Origin of the sequence: Streptomyces sp. NPDC093018, assembly GCF_040684035.1 — a bacterium.
GTDB lineage: Bacteria > Actinomycetota > Actinomycetes > Streptomycetales > Streptomycetaceae > Streptomyces > Streptomyces murinus.
Genome location: NZ_JBFBFF010000001.1, coordinates 857,267 through 873,783 on the forward strand (window position 1 = coordinate 857,267; position 16,517 = coordinate 873,783).

The window sequence follows — 16,517 nt, forward strand, 5'->3', positions numbered from 1 at the left end:
TGAGCGCGGCGGCCCCTCAGTGCTCGTGGGCCCCGGAGCCCCGCGTCCCCGTGGCGTGCACCGTGAACGCCGCCGTACGGACCTTCCCCTCGTGCTGGAAGTCGAAGAACAGCCGGTACGCGCCCGCGGTGGGCGTGGTCACCATGAAGGACACCTCCGGGCCCGGCTTCGTCGTACCGTCGCCCGGTTCGCCGGACGGGTGCACGTGCAGGTAGGCGAGGTCCCCGGAGCGCAGGGCGACGAGGTGGCCGTAGGCGCCCAGGTACGGCTGGAGGTCGCCGACCGGGTGGCCGTCCTTGGTCACGGTGACGGTCAGTGTGGAGGGCCTGCCCGCGACGGGCGTGCCGGCGAGGCGCACCTCGTAGCCGTCGACCTTCGCGGTCGTGTTGTGTGCGGGCGCCTCGACCGGCTCGTGGTGACCGGCGACCGAGAGGTCGGCGCCCAGTGTCAGCGAGTCCGCGCCCTTGGGCGTGAAGTCGGCGAAGACGCGGTAGTCGCCGGCGCGGGGCAGGTCCACGGGCGTGCTCCAGGTGCCGTCGGCGGCACGGGTCGGATGCAGATGGCGGTAGACCGTCAGATCGCGGGAGGCCACGATGAAGTGAAGCTCCTTGCCGTGCTGTTCCTCGTAGTCGGTGACCTTGCGCCCGGTGTCGTCCCGCACGATGGAGAAGCTCAGGTCCGCCCTCTTGCCCGCCGGCACCTGTGAGGTGTTCAGCGCGAGGGTGTAGCCGTCCTTGGAGATCTCCAGTCCGCCGGGCGCGGCGTCATGACGCATGCCCGGCATCGCGCTCGTGCCGTTCATGCCGGGCATGGACGCCATGCCGTCGGGTCCGCCGGTCGTCCCGTGGTGCACGGTGTGGCCGCCCTTCTGCTGCGGGGTGATGGTGCCCACGGCGTTGCCGACCCCGTAGGCGGTGCCGAAGGTCGCGGCGAGCGCGGCGGCGAAAACGGTGATCCGCAATGCGGTGTTCATGGCCAACTCCTCGTCCTTCTCGGTCGCTCGGTGTGCGGCCGACCGTGCGCTCACCATACCCCTGGGGGGTATGAAGTCAAACTGTATCCAGGCTTGCGCCGGATACGGGTGGGGGGTATACATGAACCCGTTCGAAGATACCCCAAGGGGGTATTGAAGGTGTCGGGTCCGGCCGCCCGGCCCGCCCACGTCGGGGCGGGGCCCAGCCCGCCCGCTGTGCCCCGCCCCGGCTCTGTACGTCCACCAGCTCCGAGGAGCAGAGACATGACCACCACCACGCCCGGCGCGGCCGAGGTCGAACTCGCCATCGGCGGCATGACCTGCGCCTCGTGCGCCGCCCGGATCGAGAAGAAGCTCAACCGCATGGACGGTGTCGAGGCCACCGTCAACTACGCCACCGAGAAGGCCAAGGTCACCTTCGGCGCGGACATCGAGGTCGCCGACCTGATCGCCACCGTCGAGGCCACCGGCTACACCGCGCGCGAACCCGAGCCGCCCCGCGCCGAACCGGGAACCGGCGGCGGGGCCGCCGCGGCCGAGACCGACGAACTGCGGCCGCTGCGCGAGCGGTTGACCACGGCCGTCGTCCTCGCCGTGCCCGTCATCGCGATGGCCATGATCCCGGCCCTCCAGTTCGACAACTGGCAGTGGCTGTCCCTGACGCTGGCCGCGCCGGTGGTCACCTACTCCGCGTGGCCGTTCCACAAGGCCGCCTGGACCAACGCCCGGCACGGCGCCGCCACCATGGACACCCTGATCTCGGTGGGTACTTCGGCGGCCTTCCTGTGGTCCCTGTGGGCGCTGTTCTTCGGTACCGCCGGCATGCCCGGCATGCGGCACGCGTTCGAGCTGACCATCGCCCGCAGCGACGGCGCCGGGAACATCTATCTGGAGGCCGCCGCCGGGGTCACCGCCTTCATCCTGGCCGGGCGCTACTTCGAGGCCCGCTCCAAGCGCAAGGCGGGCGCCGCCCTGAAGGCGCTGCTCGAACTGGGCGCCAAGGAGGTCACCGTGCTGCGCGGCGGCCGCGAGGAACTCGTGCCCGTCGACCGGCTGAAGGCAGGCGACCGCTTCCTGGTCCGCCCCGGCGAGAAGATCGCCACCGACGGCACCGTGGTCGAGGGCTCGTCCGCCGTGGACGCCTCCATGCTCACCGGCGAGTCCGTACCGGTCGAGGTCGGGGTCGGCGACGGCGTCACCGGTGCCACCCTGAACGCGGGCGGCCGCCTCGTCGTCGAGGCCACCCGGGTCGGCGCCGACACCCAACTCGCCCGGATGGCCAAGCTCGTGGAGGACGCGCAGAACGGCAAGGCCGCGGCCCAGCGGCTCGCCGACAAGATCTCGGCGGTCTTCGTCCCCGTGGTCATCGCCCTGGCCGTCGCCACGCTGGGCTTCTGGCTCGGCAACGGCGCCGGAATCACCGAGGCGTTCACCGCGGCCGTCGCCGTACTCATCATCGCCTGCCCCTGCGCCCTCGGCCTCGCCACGCCCACCGCGCTCATGGTCGGCACCGGCCGCGGCGCCCAGCTCGGCATCCTCATCAAGGGTCCCGAGGTCCTGGAGACCACCCGCAAGGTCGACACCATCGTCCTGGACAAGACCGGCACCGTCACCACCGGCCGGATGACCCTGCTCGCCGTGCACACCGCCGACGGCACGTCCGAGACTGAGGTGCTGCGGCTGGCCGGCGCCCTGGAGCACGCCTCCGAGCACCCCATCGCGCAGGCCGTCGCCTCCGGCGCCGCCGCCCGCGTGGGCACCCTGCCCGCCCCCGAGGACTTCGCCAACATCGCCGGTCTCGGCGTCCAGGGCATCGTGGACGGACACGCGGTGCTCGTCGGGCGCGAGAAGCTGCTCGCCGAGTGGGCGATCACACTGCCCGAGAAGCTCGCGCACACCAAGGCACGGGCCGAGGCGGCCGGTCGTACGGCCATCACCGTGGCCTGGGACGGCGAGGCCCGCGCGGTGCTGGAGGTCGCCGACGCCATCAAGGAGACCAGCCCGGAGGCCATCCGCAGGCTGCGCGGGCTGGGTCTGACGCCCATCCTGCTGACCGGTGACAACCGGGCGGTCGCCGAGGCGGTCGCCGCGGAGGTCGGGATCGCGCCCGAGCACGTCTTCGCCGAGGTGCTGCCGCAGGACAAGGTCGACGTCGTCAAACGCCTTCAGGACGAGGGCCGTTCGGTGGCCATGGTCGGCGACGGCGTCAACGACGCGGCCGCGCTCGCCCAGGCCGACCTCGGCCTCGCGATGGGCACGGGCACGGACGCGGCCATCGAGGCCGGTGACCTGACCCTCGTACGGGGAGACCTCAGGGTCGCGGCGGACGCGATCCGGCTGTCCCGCAAGACGCTGGGCACCATCCGGTCCAACCTCTTCTGGGCCTTCGCCTACAACGTCGCGGCGCTGCCGCTCGCGGCCAGTGGGCTGCTCAACCCGATGATCGCCGGCGCCGCCATGGCCTTCTCCTCGGTCTTCGTGGTCGGCAACAGCCTCCGGCTGCGCGGCTTCACGCCCGCGGACCGCTGAGGCGCGGACCAGGACAGGGAGGCCGCCGTGGCCCACCAGGACGACATCGTCAGACGGTTGCGCCGCATCGAAGGCCAGGTCCGTGGCCTACAGCGCATGGTCGAGGAGGGCGCCTACTGCATCGACGTCCTCACCCAGGTCGCCGCCACCAACGCCGCGCTTCAGTCCTGCGCGCTGGCCCTGCTGGACGAGCACCTCAACTCCTGTGTCACGGAGGCCATCGTGGAAGGCGGCGAGCAGGCCAGAACCAAGGTCAGCGAGGCCTCCTCCGCCATCGCCCGGCTCGTACGAGCCTGATGGCCGGCCTTCGTGGCGAAGGGCCCCGGACGGATCGCTCCGCCCGGGGCCCCCGTGTCTCACCCTCTCCCCGGCCCCGCGCACTCGGCGCGCAGCCGCAGGCCGAGACTCAGACACAGGCCGAACACCTGGCGCAGCAGCACCAGTTCGGCCTCACCGAGACGCGCTCCGCAGAGCCTGGCGCACCCGGTTCGCGGACCCCCGACGACAAGCTGCCTGCTGAAGGACACCATGGCTCGACCATACCCCCACCCCGTATATGGGTGCGGCCGGTGATGTCGTATCCGGAAGGCTTGTCCTACGATGTGAAGCGCCTCGGTGACGGGCGGCGGAGGGGAACAGGTGCGACGGCTCGGTGGTCTGGAAGCCGAAATCATGGACCGTCTCTGGAACTGGGGACGGCCCGCCACGGTCCGGGAGGTCGTCGACGACATCAACCGGATCCGGCCGGTCGCCTATACGACGGTCATGACGGTCGCGGACATCCTGCACCGCAAGGGCATGCTCCGGCGCGAGAAGGCCGGGCGCGCCTGGCTGTACGAGGCGCTGCGCAGCCGCGAGGAGTACACCGCGAGCCTGATGCAGGAGGCCCTCGGCAGCACCGAGGACCGGCAGGCCGCGCTCCAGCGCTTCGTGGAGCACATGTCGCCCGAGGACGTGTCCGTCCTGGAGGCCGCCCTGCGTGCCTCGGGGCACCGGCCCGCGGGCGAGGCGCCACCGGAGAGACCGTTGTGAGCCAACTCCTCCACCGCACCGGGGAGTTCCTTCTGCGGTTCCATCACGTCCTGCCGCCGCTGATGCTGGCCGTCGCGGCCGGGGTGATCCTGCCGCGGTACCTCGTGCGCAGCTCCTGGGCGCACCGGGCGCCGCGGCTCACGCTCGGATTATGGGGACTGCTGGTGCTGGTACTCACCGCGTCCCTGTCCCTCGCGGTCCTGCAACTCTTCTTCCCGGTCGCCGAGGGCCACCACTTCCCGGAGGCCGCCGGAGGCTGCTTCCTCACCAGCGGCGGACGCTGTGTCGCCGTCATGCTCAGCGGCCTGGAGCGGCCCAGCGCCCGCGCATGGGCGGGGCTCGCCGCGGCCGTCTGCCCCCCGCTCGCCCTCGCCCTGGCCTTCGGGCGGCAGGTGTTCGACTTCCGGCGCCGACGGGCCCGGCACGCCGAACTCCTCGGCATGGTGGGGAGCTGGCGATCCGAACTGCGGGCCACGGTGCTGCCGCACACCACGCCCGCCGTCTACTGCCTGCCCGGACGCGCACCCCAGGTGGTGGTCAGCGAGGGCGCCGTGCACGCCCTGACCGGAGAACAGCTCACGGCCGCGCTGGAACACGAACGCGCGCACATCGCGGGCCGCCACCACCTTCTCGCGGCCGCCGCCTCGGCCTTCGGGGCGCTCTCCCGGCGGCTGCCGCTGGCCCGGTCCGTCCGCGACGAAGTGCCGCTGTTGCTCGAAATGGCTGCCGACGACCGGGCGTTGCGCCGCTGCTCGCGCCGGGCGCTGGCCGTCGCCCTGTACGCGGTCGCGGCCGGACAGGCACCGCACGCGGCCCTCGCGGCGGGCGGCTCGTCGGCGCTGCTGCGGATGCGGCGCATCCTTCAACCCCCCACCGAGCGCCCCACGGTGCTGGGTGTCGCCCTGCTCGTCCTCGCCCTGACGGTCGGCCTGCCCGGACTGGCGGCGGTGTGCTGCTCGGTCCCGGGCCCCGGCATCTGACCGGGGCGAAGGACCGCCCCCTGGAGGTTCTGCCCTGATGAGCGTGGACGTACGGTCCGCCGTGGCCATGGACGCCGCCCCGATCTCGCAGCTGCTCGCCGCCGTGATACGGCACAGCTGGACGGGTGTGCTCGCGGCCGACGAGGTGGCCCGGCTGGTGGGGACGAACTGCTCACTGCCCCGTATCGCCGCCGAGACGGGGATACCGGGCGGCGCGCCCGGCTGGCTCGGCTGGCTGGTGGTGGCGGAGCCCGACGGGCGGGTCGTCGGCGCCGCGGCCGGCGGTGTCCCCGGCGCCGGGCAGGGCGAGATCTACGCCCTGTGCACCGCACCCGATCGCCGTCGCCGCGGCATCGGCAGCGCGCTGCTGGCCGCGCTCACCGAGCGCATGCGCCCCCAGCGGGCGCGGACCCAACGGGTCACCCTGCAGAGCGACGACGACCCCGCGCGGTCCTTCTTCACGGCCCATGGATTCACCGGCGGAGGGCTCAGGCCGGTGCGGATCGTGTGAGTCCCGCGGTCGCTCGGCGCGACGGCCCTGGCGTACCCACGCGTTGGCGTGAACGCGCATACCTCCTGGCTGGACCGCTGCGGGCGCTCCCGGACACGATGGTCGGGCGGCGCGGCACCCTGCGGCACGGGGCCCGCCCGGACGGCCGGGAGCGGCCGAGGCCACCTGGAGGAGCGATGCACACACAGACCGGCACACCGGTGCGGCCCGCGCCCGCACCGGCCTCGGCGTCCCGAACGGCAACCGCCACCGCGACCGCCACGGGAGCCGCCACCGCCACCGCGCTCCGCCCCGACCGGCTGCCCGGCCTCGAATGCCTCGCCCCGCTCACGGACGATGACGTATGGCTCCAGGACGCCCTGCTCGGCCCGTTCAGCGACGACATCCTGGAGTACCTGGCGCTGGCCAGGACCACCGGCGGCCCGGTGCTCGACCTCGGCGCGGGCGCCGGGCGGCTCGCCGTGCCCCTCGCGCGCCAAGGGTTCACGGTGGACGCGGTCGACCGGGACCGGAGCAGCCTGCACCGGCTGCTCGACCGGTCACGCGGCCTCGGCCCCCGGGTGCGCGACCGGATCACCGCGACCCCCGCCGACATGCTCCGCCTGCGCCTGCACCGGCCCTACCAACTCGCCCTGATGGCCGGGTCGATGATCGCCGCCGTCCCCCCGTGGTCCCGCCCCCGCCTGCTGCGGGAGATCGCCGGGCACCTCGGACCGCGCGGCGCGCTCGCCTTCGACTACACCGCACACGATGCCCTGGGGCTGGCCGAACACCCGCACCGCGTCTGGTCGTTCGAGGTGCCGCGGTTCGACGGGATCACGGAATGGGCCGTGGCGCGGCAGGACTTCGACCCGGTGGCCATGCGCGAGCGCATCGCCTACGTCATCGAGCGCTCGGAGCCGGCGAGCGGCCGCGCCGCGCTGGTGACGACCGACAAATGGATCGTCAACTCCCTTGATCTGCACCGGGATCTGCGCGCCGCCGGGCTGCGTGTCGCCGACGAGCGGCAGTACCGGCTCGACGAGTGGACGCGAAGCGTGCTGCTGGTATGCCGCGCTGACACGTGACGAGCATCACATTACTAAGCAGCATCGGAGATCTATGGCCTCCTCTGTGACAAGGTGTGATGGGAGAGCTTCGCGCAATCACAAGGGGGGCCGCGTCGCGGTGATCAATGGCAGTGGCGGTGCAGGGACGCAATCCACTGATCTGGCTCTCACTCTCTACCGGCATCTGCGAGCACGGGGGGCGTCGAGCCTGCACGGAGTCGCGTGCGACATGGGCCTGTCGGAGGACGACCTCACGCGATGTCGCGAGGAACTGATCGACCTCGGCCTGGTCGTCCGAACCGGTCAACTGCACGCCAGCCGCCTGGAACCCGACGCGGCGGACGACGCGGAGACCGATGTCGTCACGGTCATCGCCCCCGAGATCGCCTTACTGCGGCTGCTGGAGCGCGAGCGCACCCGGTTGCGCAACCATCTGGAGCAGGCCGACCGGGCGCACCACACGCTGAAGACGCTCGCCGGCAACTTCCTGCGCACGGAGACGCTGGCGCAGACGGTCGGTGTGGAGATCGAGATCCTCTCCGACTACCGCCGCATCCAGCAGGTGCTGGAGGACATCACGGTGACCGTCCAGGGCAACCTCGCCTCGATGCATCCGATCGCCCGGGGCCGGGAGATCCCCGAGCGGGCCCTCGACCGGGACCGGCGGCAGATCGAGAAGGGCGTCCAGGTCCGCTCCATTTTCAGCCAGCGGCTGACCTCGGTGCCCGAGGACGCTGAGCATCTGCGGATGAAGGCGAAGCTGGGCGTCCAGGTGCGGCTGTCGCCCGTCGTCCCGATGAACATGATCATCGCGGACGAGCAGTTCGCGATCCTCCCGGTCGACCCGGAGGACGGCTCGGCCGGCGCCATCCTCGCCCATGGCTCCGCGATCGTGCGCTCCTACCAGACACTGTTCGAGCACTGCTGGCACACCGCGACGCCGTACGGGGAGCAGGTGCTGCCCGCGCGGGGCGGGGACGGGCTCTCGGAACAGCAGCGGGCGGCGCTGCGCATGCTGGCCTCGGGGATGAAGGACGAGAAGGTCGCGCGCAGCCTCGGCGTCTCGCTGCGCACGGTGAGCCGGATGATCTCCGAGCTGATGCAGGAGCTGGGCGCGTCCAGCCGTTTCGAGCTGGGAGTGCGGGCCGCCCGGCTCGGCTGGCTCGACTGAACACCGCCGCCCGGCGCGGGGGCTTTCTCGGCCATCGCCGCCTGCGCGCCCCGCGCACCCGGTGAACCAAGAGGTACGATGCATTCAAACTTTTGGTCTCACCAGATGGCGGGAAGATGGCACGCGAAGCGGTGGCTCAGGGGCGCGAGGCGGCGATCCAGCAACTCCGCGATGCGGGGCTGCGGGTCACCAGTCCGCGCCTGGAAGTGCTCCAGGTGCTCGCCTCGGGCGATCATCTCGATGTCGAGGGCCTGACGGCCGCGGCCCGTGAACGGCTGGGCACCCTCACTTCCCAGGCCGTCTATGAAATGCTGCGGCATTTTCTGGAAGCGGGTCTGGCGACGAAATTCGAGCGCCCTGGCTGGCCGGCCGTCTTCGAAATCGCGGGACCGCGGCACCAGCATGCGCTGTGTGTGCATTGCGGGCGAGTGGAAAACGTCGTGCACAGTGCACCGACCCTGCCGCGAAAAGATCTGCCGGACTGGGAACTGAACGACGCGGATATTGTTTTCAAGGGGCTGTGCCCCGACTGTCGTTCCGTGGTTTCCGCGGCCGGATGACGGACGGGGCCGGGGAGATGGTCGCCCATCCCTCCCGGCCCTGGGAAAAGTGCCGCGTCAGACCGCCGCGGGTGCCGCCGGCCAGTTGTTGTCCGCCGGCGCGGGAGTGGCGGGCCAGTTGTTGTCCGCCGGAACGGCGCTGGCCGAGGGCCAGTTGTTGTCGTCGGGCGTGGCGTCGGCGGCCGGCCAGTTGTTGTCCGCGGGAGTGACCGTGGCGGAAAGGGGCCAGTTGTTGTCCGCCGGGGTGGGGCTGGGGGTGGTCGGCCAGTTGTTGTCGGCCACCGAGTGGTGCGCGGAGTGCGTTCCCGTGACGGTGGCCGCGACCGCACCTCCCGCCACGGCGGTACAGACGAGGGCGGCCAGGGCGAACTGGCGGGCGGTGGTGCGGAAACCGGCGGTGCGGGAAGACGCGGACACTTTTCCTCCAGGAAGTGATCGATGGTTTTCGTCTTCGGGCCCGTGCCGCCGGGCTTGTTCCGAAGACATTTCTATAATCGCCCTCCTTGGACCCGGAGTCCATGTTTCCTCAAGTCGTGGACCTGCCATGGCGCGGATATGACAGCGCCGGGACGGGTGGTGCCAAATGGAATCACCACAAGGAGCTTCATCCGGCCAATCGAAGAAATCAGGCCGGACATCCTTTTTGGGTGAGCCAGCACCTTTGGTCCGCTCAAATAAAATGCTAGGCTGGCACCGCGGCCCTTTTGTACCTCCGGGAGGAAGCGGCCGCCGGGGCAGGGGCGTGCCGCCGCTCCTGCCCCACCTCGGACGCCCGCTCCCGCAGCGCACGGGTGTAACTGCCCAGTGTGCCGCGGGCCGTCGACCGCCAGTCCATTCCGCGCGCGTGATCCGCGGCGGCGCGGCCCATGCCCGCCGCATGTGCGGGGTGTTGTGCGAACCAGTGCAGGGCGCCCGCGTAGTCGTCCGGGTGGTGTCCCCGTACGAGGATTCCGGTCACCCCGTCCCGCACGGCGGCCGGCAGTCCGCCGACCGCCGCGGCCAGCACCGGCGTGCCGCACGCCTGCGCCTCCAGCGCCACCAGCCCGAACGACTCGCTGCGTGACGGCATCACCAGCACATCCGCGGCCCGGTACCAGTCGGCCAACTCCTGCTGAGGGGCGGCGGGCCGGCAGCGCACCACATCCAGCAGGCCGAGCCGCGCGCACAGTTCCCGCAGCTCGCCCGGCGCCCGCGTCCCCGCTCCGCTGAGACCGCCGATGACGGGCACCAGCAACCGCCCGCGCAGCCAGGGCGATCGGCGCAGCAGCGCGGCGATCGACCGGACCAGTATGTCGGGGCCCTTGAGGGGCTGGATGCGCCCGGCGAACAGCGGCACGAAGGCGTCCTGCGGCAGCCCGAGCCGGACCCGTGCCGCCCGCCGTCCGTCCGCCGGGTGGAAGATCCGCACATCGATCCCGGGCGCCACCACATCGGTGCATCCGGCGCCCACCCCGTACAGCTCCCGCAACGCCCGTGCCTCCGCCGCGGTGTTGGCGATGAGCCGGTCGGCGGAAGCGGCGAGTGCCGTCTCGCCGTGGACGCGCGGGCCGGGTTCGGGGCGGTCGCCCGGGGCGAGCGAGGCGTTCTTCACCCGGGCCAGGGTGTGCATCGTATGCACCAGCGGGATGTTCCGGCGCTCGGCGACGAGCGTGCCGGCCTGTCCCGCGAGCCAGTAGTGGGAGTGCAGCACGTCATAGTGGTCGCGGGCGGTCGCCGCGAGCAGGGCACGGGCGAAGTCCGGCACCAGCTCCGGCATGGTCTCCTTCGGCAACGGGCGGCGCGGACCGGCCGGCAGATGCAGGACGTCGACACCGGGGGCGAGTTCGACGCGGGGCGGGTGGCCCTCGCCCAGGCAGCGGGTGAACAGGTCGACCCGGGCCCCCTCGCGGGCGAGGGCGCGGGACAGCTCGACCATGTAGACGTTCATGCCACCCGCGTCACCCGTGCCGGGCTGGTGCAGGGGCGAGGTGTGGACACTGAGCATGGCGATGCGCAAGGACACGGGAGGGACTCCTTCGCTGACGGATCCGCAAACTGCTGTGCCCACCCGCTCCGCGCCGGGAGGGGTGGGCACCAGGTCTCCCGCGGGCGCGGGAGCAGTGGGTCAGAAGCCGAACACCGGGCCGGACGGCGGGGCCAGCCGCGTCCCGGCAGACAGCGGGGCGAGCGCCTCGGGGGTCAACGGACCGCCGGGCGCCATGTCCAGCGCCTGGGCCAGCCGGGTCGCGCCCTCCGGCATCACCGGCCAGGCCCAGGAGGTGAGCGCCGCCGCGACCGCCAACTGCGCCGCCAGCGCGGGCAGATGACGCCCCGCACCGGACGGCCGGTGCCGCTCGAAGCCGTTCACATGCCCGAAGTCCGCGGTGCAGCGCACCACTTCGTCCAGTACGGCGACCACACGCCGGGGGTCGTACGCCTCGGGCCCGTACGCCTCGCGCAGATCCTCGGCGGCCCTGCGCAGCCGGTGGCGCAGCGCCTCCCAGCCCTCGCCACCGGGCTCCGCGTCCGGCACCCGGCCCGCACTGTCCTCCCGCACGGCGGCGAACAGCCCGCTCAGCCAGCTGTTCCAGGTGCCGTCCAGGAGTGCGCGGGTGCGCTCCAGGTCCGCGCGCCCGATCCCGTCGGCCGCACCCTGCGGCCGGGCCGTCAGGACATGGCGGCGCACGGTGTCCGCCCCGAACTCCGTGAGCAGGTCCAGCGCCCACAGCGGGGAACCGCCGTCCCGCTCCTCGGCGCCGATGCCGAACGTCTCGTTGACATGGAACTCCTGGGGCAGCTTCAGACCGAGCGCGACCAGGATCGCGGGCAGCAGGACCACATGACAGAAGGTGTGCCCGAACCCGCTGAAATGCAGGGCCCGTTCGGGTAAGGGCTGCTTGTCGTGGCCGTAGCCGAACAGCTGCAGCGCGGCGGACTCGAAGCAGGAGTCGACGCGGTGCCCGGCGAAGCCGTCCACGGGAACCGGCACGCCCCACTCGCCCGGACGGCCCACGGGAATGTCGGGCAGCCCGTCTTCGAGAAGGCTCTCGCACAGCACCGCGAGCCGCGGCGGCAGCCCCGCGCCGCGCCAGTGGTCCGCGAGCAGCTCACGCATCGGCTCCAGCGGCAGGTACAGGCGCCGGGAGCGGCGCGGGCGGCCCGGCGCACCGCACCGTACACACAGCGGATCGACCAGCTCACCGTCGTTGGGCCGGGCGCACTCCTGGCACGGCCCGCCCTCGCCGCGCGCCCCGCAGTGCCCGCACGAGCCGGTGACGTACGCGCCGTGCAGCCAGCTCCGGCAGGACTCGCAGTAGTGCGCGAGCCGGGTGCGGGGCACGATGACGTCCTGCGCGTACAGGTCGAGGAAGAGTTCCTGGAGCCACCGCCGGTAGCCCCGGTCGCGGGCCGGCCGCACCACATGGTCGAAGCGGACGCCCGCGCGCAGCCAGTCGGCGGTGATCGCCGCCCGGAAGCCCTCCGCCACCTCCTCCGGCTTGCGCCCGCCCCGCGCCGCGCGCAGCTCCACGGACTCGGCGTGATCGGCGGTGCCCGAGGTGAACAGCACGGGGCGGCCGTCGGCGCGCAGGGAGCGGCTGAGGACGTCGGCGGCGACATACGGTCCGGCGAGGTGCCCGATGTGCAGTTCGCCGTCACTGGCAAGAGGGGTGGCGGTGATCCAGAGAGGGCTGCTCATGGCCGAGCTCCTTGGCGGTGGGGGAGCGCTGCTGAGCCCGCGAGCGTCAGCGGGGCTCGGGGTGGCGCTCCGGGGGCTTCCTCCACAGTGACAGAAGCGAAGGGCGCCAACCGCGGTCCGGACGCTGCGCGTTCACGCCGTGACGTGGATGCGCCAGGTGATCATGCCGCGAGATCAGCCGACACCCGAAGGCCCTGGACGACATCGGTCCACAACTCGTGCACGCCGAGCGCCCACAGGGCCAGCGCGTCCTGGTCGGAGGGCCGTTCGGCGTGCCGGGCGAACAGCGCCTGCACCCGGTCGGCACGCAGCTGCCCGGTGCGCCGCAGCCGCGCGGGCGAGAGCAGCTCGCGCAGGGTCCACAGCAGCGGCCCGTCGGCGGCGAGCATCGCGGACAGGGGCAGGGTGAAGGGCTGTTTGGGCCGCCGCAGCGTGGCGGCCGGGAGCAGCCCGCGCCCGGCCTCGTACAACGCCCTTTTCCCGGTGCGCAGTTCGGCGGGCAGCCGACGGGCCAGGGCCACCATGTCCGGCTGGCAGAACGGCATCCGCGCCTCCACCGCCCACGCCATGCTCAGATGGTCCATGCGCCGCAGGTGGTACGCGGGCAGTCGGCGATGTGTCTCGAACCGCTGGAGCGCTCCGGCCCGTTCGGTGCCGCAGGCGCGCAGCTCGGCCGTGACCCGGTCGGCCGCGGAGCCGTGCTCGGCGATGAACGCCCGGTACTCGGGGGTGTAGAGCCACTCCCGCAGCAGCCGGGGCGCGGCCGCCAGCGCATCGGCGTAGGCCGCCGTCCAGTCGGCCCCGGCGGGCGCGGCCAGGGCGGCGCGGATCCGGTCGTAGCCGCCGAAGAGTTCGTCCGCGCCGTCCCCGGTGAGCGCAGCGGTGAACCCGGCCTCGCGCACGGCCCGGAAGAGCGCGTAGGTGCTGACGGTGATGGGATCGGCGTTGGGCTGGCCCAGATGGCGCACCGTGCGGGTCAGCAGCGAGGGCAACTCGGCGGGATGCAGGGCGACATGGTGATGACGGGTGCGGGCGCGTCTGGCGACGGCCTTCGCATGGGTGTGCTCGGCGCCGGGCCAGCGGCCGCGGTAGCCGAGGTGGAAGGTGTGCAGCGGCTCGATGCGCTCGGCGGCGAGCGCGGTCACCAGGCCGGAGTCCAGGCCGCCGCTGGTCAGGGCGCACAGCGGCAGATCGACGTCGGCGAGCCGGTGCACCTCGCGGCGCAGGGTCTCCAGCACGTCCGCGGCCGACGGCGCCCCCTCGGCGCGGGGCGCCGAGGCGCGCGGTCCGCAGCGCAGCATCCGCAGCCCCTCGCCGCCACGGGCCACCGCGACGCTCCCGGGCGGCAGGACGCGGATGTCGCGCAGGGCGGTCTCCGTGCCGAAGAGCGTCCTGGTGGACAGGACGGTGTCGAGGGTGTCCTCGCGCGGCGCGGCGGGCACTCCGTCGAACGCGAGCAGCGCCGGGATCTCGGAGGCGAACCGCAGGGCACCGCGCGGGCCCTGGTGGTAGTGCAGCGGTTTCATGCCCATCCCGTCGACCGCCAGCACGAGCCGGGGCCGGCGCTCGCGCAGGTCCAGGACGGCGATCGCGAACATCCCGTCCAGCCGGTCGGCGAACACGGGGCCGAACTCCGCATAGAGGGCGGGCAGCAGAGAGCCGTCGCAGCGGTCCGGGAACCGGTGGCCGCGACCGGTCAACTGTCCGCGCAGCTCCTGGTGGTTGTAGATCTCACCGTTCAGTACGGCCAGCACGCCCGGTGCCGTCGGCAGGGTGAAGGGCTGGGCGCCGCCCGCCGGGTCGGTCACGGCGAGCCGGTCGCAGCCGAGGGACCAGCCGCGGCCGGTGCGCAGCCCGCGGTCGTCCGGCCCCCCGTGCCGTTGCCGGGCCGACACCGTGGCCAGCTCCGCGCCGGTGGCCGCGACCGCGAAGGAGCCGAAGATCCTGCACATGCTGGTGGCCTCCGAGACATGGTTCCAACCTGGTTTTGGGAAACCAAAATATCGGGGGAGTACCAATTATTGGTCTGGCGCGTTGATGTCATGGCGTCGATGCGCCACCGGACCCGCCTTGTCCGGCCGGTGGGCCGCCCAACAGGGTTGACGCCATGGAAGAGTTCAGGGCCGAGCCCCCAGAGCGCGGCGCGCCGGAGAGTCTTCTCGTCGTGGCCGCCCACCCGGACGACATCGAATTCTGCGTCAGCGGCACGGTGATGCGCTGGATCGCCGACGGCACCCGCGTGACGTACTGCATCGTGACCGACGGCGACGCCGGCGGCTACGACGAACGGCTGCCCCGCCAGGCCATGGCCGATCTGCGCCGCGCCGAACAGGTCCACTCGGCCAAGCTCAGCGGGGTGCACGACGTGCGCTTCCTCGGCTACCGGGACAGCTTCGTGGAACCGAGCGCCGAGCTGCGCCGCGATCTGTGCCGGGTGATCCGCCAGGTCCGGCCGCAGCGCGCGATCGTCCCCAGCCCGGAGATCAACTGGAAACGGGTCGCGGATCTGCACCCGGACCACCGGGCGGTCGGGGACGCGGCGCTGCGGGCCGTCTATCCGGAAGCGCGCAACCCCTTCGCACACCCGGAACTGCTGAAGAGCGAGGGCCTCGACCCCTGGATCGTGCCCGAGCTGTGGCTGATGACCGGGCCGACCCCCGACGCGTACATCGACGTCACCACGGTCTTCGAACGCAAGGTCGAGGCGCTGCGCATCCACACCTCGCAGACGGCCCACTTCGACGACCTCGCCGGGCTGCTGCGCGACTGGCTCGCCGAACACGCCGATGCGGGCGGTCTGCCCCCGGGCCGACTCGCGGAGGCGTTCCAGATCGTCAGGACCCGATGAGACCCGGCGTCAGAGCGAGCCGCTCACCGGTAGATGCACAGCTCCTTCTCCGTGGCACCCGACAGCTCATAGCGGGTGCCGACGAGCGGGCGGCCGGTGTAGATCCGGATCAGCGTCGGCAGGTCGCCGTGGAACTCGGCGAGGGGGCGTTCCGCGCAGGGGTTCCCCAGGGGTAACGGCAGCGACAGGTCGGGCAGATACGCGCGCACTGCGGGCGTTCCGCGCCGGCGGCTGGTCGCCGTGAGCAGGGGGAGGGCATGCGCCGCGCTCTCCCCGGCGTACGCCCCCAGCTCTCCGAACGCCTCGCGCACATCACCGGCGTGCACCCATTCGCCCAGCGCGACGGCGTCCAGCCGGTCGTCGTCCTGCCGGGCGATGACCGGGCCGGCCATCAGGAGCCCCTGTTCCAGCTCGTCCAGTACGCGCTCCAGCGGCCAGTCCTCGCGCTCCCTCACATCCTTGGCGTTCGTCTCGGGCAGGAACACGCCCTTCTCCAGACGGCCCTCGACGATGCGGATCAGCGCGGCGCCGCAGTGCGCGAGGACCTGCCGCACCGTCCAGCCGGGACAGGCGGTGCGCAGCTCGAACCGCTCCCGCGGGGCCGCGCGCAGCAGCGGCATCAGCGCGTCCCGCTCCGTACGGAGCAGCCGGCCGGGGAGGCCGGGGTCCCGGCCCGTCGCCGCGAACGGGTTGTGCTCGGACATCTCTCTCGGCTCCGCGTGCTCAGTAGCGGTAGTGGTCCGGCTTGTACGGACCCTCGACCTCGACGCCGATGTACGCGGCCTGCTGCGGGCGCAGCGTCGTCAGCTTGACGCCGAGGGAGTCCAGGTGGAGGCGGGCGACCTTCTCGTCCAGGTGCTTGGGCAGCACGTACACACCGGTCGGGTACTCGTCGGGCTTGGTGAACAGCTCGATCTGGGCCAGCGTCTGGTCCGCGAACGAGTTCGACATCACGAACGACGGGTGGCCCGTGGCGTTGCCCAGGTTCAGCAGACGGCCCTCGGACAGCACGATGAGCACCTTGCCGTCCGCGAACGTCCACGTGTGGACCTGCGGCTTCACCTCGTCCTTGACGATGCCCGGGATCTTCGCCAGGCCGGCCATGTCGATCTCGTTGTCGAAGTGACCGATGTTGCCCACGATCGCCTGGTGCTTCATCCGGGCCATGTCGGAGGCCATGATGATGTC

16 protein-coding genes are annotated in these 16,517 nt (G+C 72.2%); 9 read left to right on the forward strand and 7 right to left on the reverse strand.

Going from position 1 to position 16,517, the window contains the following annotated elements; genetic code table 11:
* Positions 1-16: 16 nt before the first annotated feature.
* On the reverse strand, positions 17-973 hold the full coding sequence (locus AB0N90_RS03800; RefSeq protein ID WP_365192735.1) for a hypothetical protein: 957 nt from the start codon (positions 971-973) through the stop codon (positions 17-19).
* Positions 974-1,237: 264 nt separating this feature from the next.
* On the opposite strand from AB0N90_RS03800, the gene AB0N90_RS03805 reads away from it, so the two are divergent.
* The 8 genes from AB0N90_RS03805 (at position 1,238) to AB0N90_RS03840 (ending at position 8,805) form a co-directional block, all read left to right on the forward strand.
* The gene (locus tag AB0N90_RS03805; RefSeq protein WP_365192737.1) at positions 1,238-3,502 is read left to right on the forward strand and encodes a heavy metal translocating P-type ATPase; all 2,265 of its coding nucleotides are present in this window, start codon (positions 1,238-1,240) and stop codon (positions 3,500-3,502) included.
* 27 nt (positions 3,503-3,529) lie between these two features.
* Complete coding sequence (locus AB0N90_RS03810; RefSeq protein WP_070025049.1) at positions 3,530-3,799, forward strand: metal-sensitive transcriptional regulator; 270 nt, start codon at positions 3,530-3,532, stop codon at positions 3,797-3,799.
* Between the two features lie 342 nt (positions 3,800-4,141).
* A complete protein-coding gene (locus AB0N90_RS03815; RefSeq protein WP_361679388.1) occupies positions 4,142-4,534 on the forward strand; it encodes a BlaI/MecI/CopY family transcriptional regulator in 393 nt (130 codons plus the stop codon).
* Positions 4,531-5,514: a M56 family metallopeptidase gene (locus AB0N90_RS03820; protein WP_365192740.1), complete on the forward strand. Its 984-nt coding sequence runs from the start codon at positions 4,531-4,533 to the stop codon at positions 5,512-5,514. The genes AB0N90_RS03815 and AB0N90_RS03820 overlap by 4 nt, the downstream gene beginning before the upstream one ends.
* 37 nt (positions 5,515-5,551) lie before the next feature.
* On the forward strand, positions 5,552-6,025 hold the full coding sequence (locus AB0N90_RS03825; RefSeq protein WP_365192741.1) for a GNAT family N-acetyltransferase: 474 nt from the start codon (positions 5,552-5,554) through the stop codon (positions 6,023-6,025).
* Positions 6,026-6,201: 176 nt separating this feature from the next.
* Positions 6,202-7,092: a class I SAM-dependent methyltransferase gene (locus tag AB0N90_RS03830; RefSeq protein WP_365192743.1), complete on the forward strand. Its 891-nt coding sequence runs from the start codon at positions 6,202-6,204 to the stop codon at positions 7,090-7,092.
* Between the two features lie 211 nt (positions 7,093-7,303).
* Complete coding sequence (locus AB0N90_RS03835) at positions 7,304-8,245, forward strand: LuxR C-terminal-related transcriptional regulator (protein ID WP_361679377.1); 942 nt, start codon at positions 7,304-7,306, stop codon at positions 8,243-8,245.
* 116 nt (positions 8,246-8,361) lie between these two features.
* Entirely contained in the window at positions 8,362-8,805 is a 444-nt protein-coding gene (locus tag AB0N90_RS03840; RefSeq protein WP_365192745.1) for a Fur family transcriptional regulator, read from the forward strand.
* Between the two features lie 57 nt (positions 8,806-8,862).
* Here AB0N90_RS03840 and AB0N90_RS03845 read toward each other — a convergent pair whose 3' ends face one another.
* The 4 genes from AB0N90_RS03845 to asnB all read right to left on the reverse strand — a co-directional run bounded on the left by AB0N90_RS03845 (position 8,863) and on the right by asnB (position 14,433).
* Positions 8,863-9,222: a hypothetical protein gene (locus AB0N90_RS03845; protein ID WP_361679371.1), complete on the reverse strand. Its 360-nt coding sequence runs from the start codon at positions 9,220-9,222 to the stop codon at positions 8,863-8,865.
* A 265-nt stretch (positions 9,223-9,487) separates the two neighbouring features.
* Positions 9,488-10,789 carry a D-inositol-3-phosphate glycosyltransferase gene (gene mshA / locus AB0N90_RS03850; protein ID WP_365192822.1) on the reverse strand — a complete coding sequence of 434 codons (1,302 nt, stop codon included), beginning with the start codon at positions 10,787-10,789 and terminating at the stop codon, positions 9,488-9,490.
* A gap of 120 nt (positions 10,790-10,909) precedes the next feature.
* The gene (locus AB0N90_RS03855; RefSeq protein ID WP_365192747.1) at positions 10,910-12,481 is read right to left on the reverse strand and encodes a class I tRNA ligase family protein; all 1,572 of its coding nucleotides are present in this window, start codon (positions 12,479-12,481) and stop codon (positions 10,910-10,912) included.
* A gap of 161 nt (positions 12,482-12,642) precedes the next feature.
* Positions 12,643-14,433, reverse strand: a complete 1,791-nt coding sequence (gene asnB, locus AB0N90_RS03860; protein WP_365192749.1) for an asparagine synthase (glutamine-hydrolyzing) — start codon at positions 14,431-14,433, stop codon at positions 12,643-12,645.
* 155 nt (positions 14,434-14,588) lie between these two features.
* Between asnB and AB0N90_RS03865 the strand changes: the two genes are divergently transcribed.
* Positions 14,589-15,329 carry a PIG-L deacetylase family protein gene (locus tag AB0N90_RS03865; protein WP_361679362.1) on the forward strand — a complete coding sequence of 247 codons (741 nt, stop codon included), beginning with the start codon at positions 14,589-14,591 and terminating at the stop codon, positions 15,327-15,329.
* Positions 15,330-15,352: 23 nt separating this feature from the next.
* On the opposite strand, the gene AB0N90_RS03870 is transcribed toward AB0N90_RS03865, so the two are convergent.
* The gene (locus tag AB0N90_RS03870) at positions 15,353-16,033 is read right to left on the reverse strand and encodes a maleylpyruvate isomerase family mycothiol-dependent enzyme (RefSeq protein ID WP_365192751.1); all 681 of its coding nucleotides are present in this window, start codon (positions 16,031-16,033) and stop codon (positions 15,353-15,355) included.
* 19 nt (positions 16,034-16,052) lie between these two features.
* The coding region (locus AB0N90_RS03875; RefSeq protein ID WP_365192753.1) for an adenosylhomocysteinase at positions 16,053-16,517 on the reverse strand (465 nt) is incomplete at its 5' end.

Excerpts from the sequence above, each read along its gene's own strand:
- AB0N90_RS03800 (WP_365192735.1), bottom strand. The coding sequence starts at position 973 with ATGAACACCGCATTGCGGATCACCGTTTTCGCCGCCGCGCTCGCCGCG.
- AB0N90_RS03805 (WP_365192737.1), top strand. The coding sequence starts at position 1,238 with ATGACCACCACCACGCCCGGCGCGGCCGAGGTCGAACTCGCCATCGGC.
- AB0N90_RS03825 (WP_365192741.1), top strand. The coding sequence starts at position 5,552 with ATGAGCGTGGACGTACGGTCCGCCGTGGCCATGGACGCCGCCCCGATC.
- AB0N90_RS03830 (WP_365192743.1), top strand. The coding sequence starts at position 6,202 with ATGCACACACAGACCGGCACACCGGTGCGGCCCGCGCCCGCACCGGCC.
- AB0N90_RS03835 (WP_361679377.1), top strand. The coding sequence starts at position 7,304 with ATGGGCCTGTCGGAGGACGACCTCACGCGATGTCGCGAGGAACTGATC.
- AB0N90_RS03840 (WP_365192745.1), top strand. The coding sequence starts at position 8,362 with ATGGCACGCGAAGCGGTGGCTCAGGGGCGCGAGGCGGCGATCCAGCAA.
- mshA (WP_365192822.1), bottom strand. The coding sequence starts at position 10,789 with ATGCTCAGTGTCCACACCTCGCCCCTGCACCAGCCCGGCACGGGTGAC.
- AB0N90_RS03855 (WP_365192747.1), bottom strand. The coding sequence starts at position 12,481 with ATGAGCAGCCCTCTCTGGATCACCGCCACCCCTCTTGCCAGTGACGGC.
- asnB (WP_365192749.1), bottom strand. The coding sequence starts at position 14,433 with ATGTGCAGGATCTTCGGCTCCTTCGCGGTCGCGGCCACCGGCGCGGAG.
- AB0N90_RS03865 (WP_361679362.1), top strand. The coding sequence starts at position 14,589 with ATGGAAGAGTTCAGGGCCGAGCCCCCAGAGCGCGGCGCGCCGGAGAGT.
- AB0N90_RS03870 (WP_365192751.1), bottom strand. The coding sequence starts at position 16,033 with ATGTCCGAGCACAACCCGTTCGCGGCGACGGGCCGGGACCCCGGCCTC.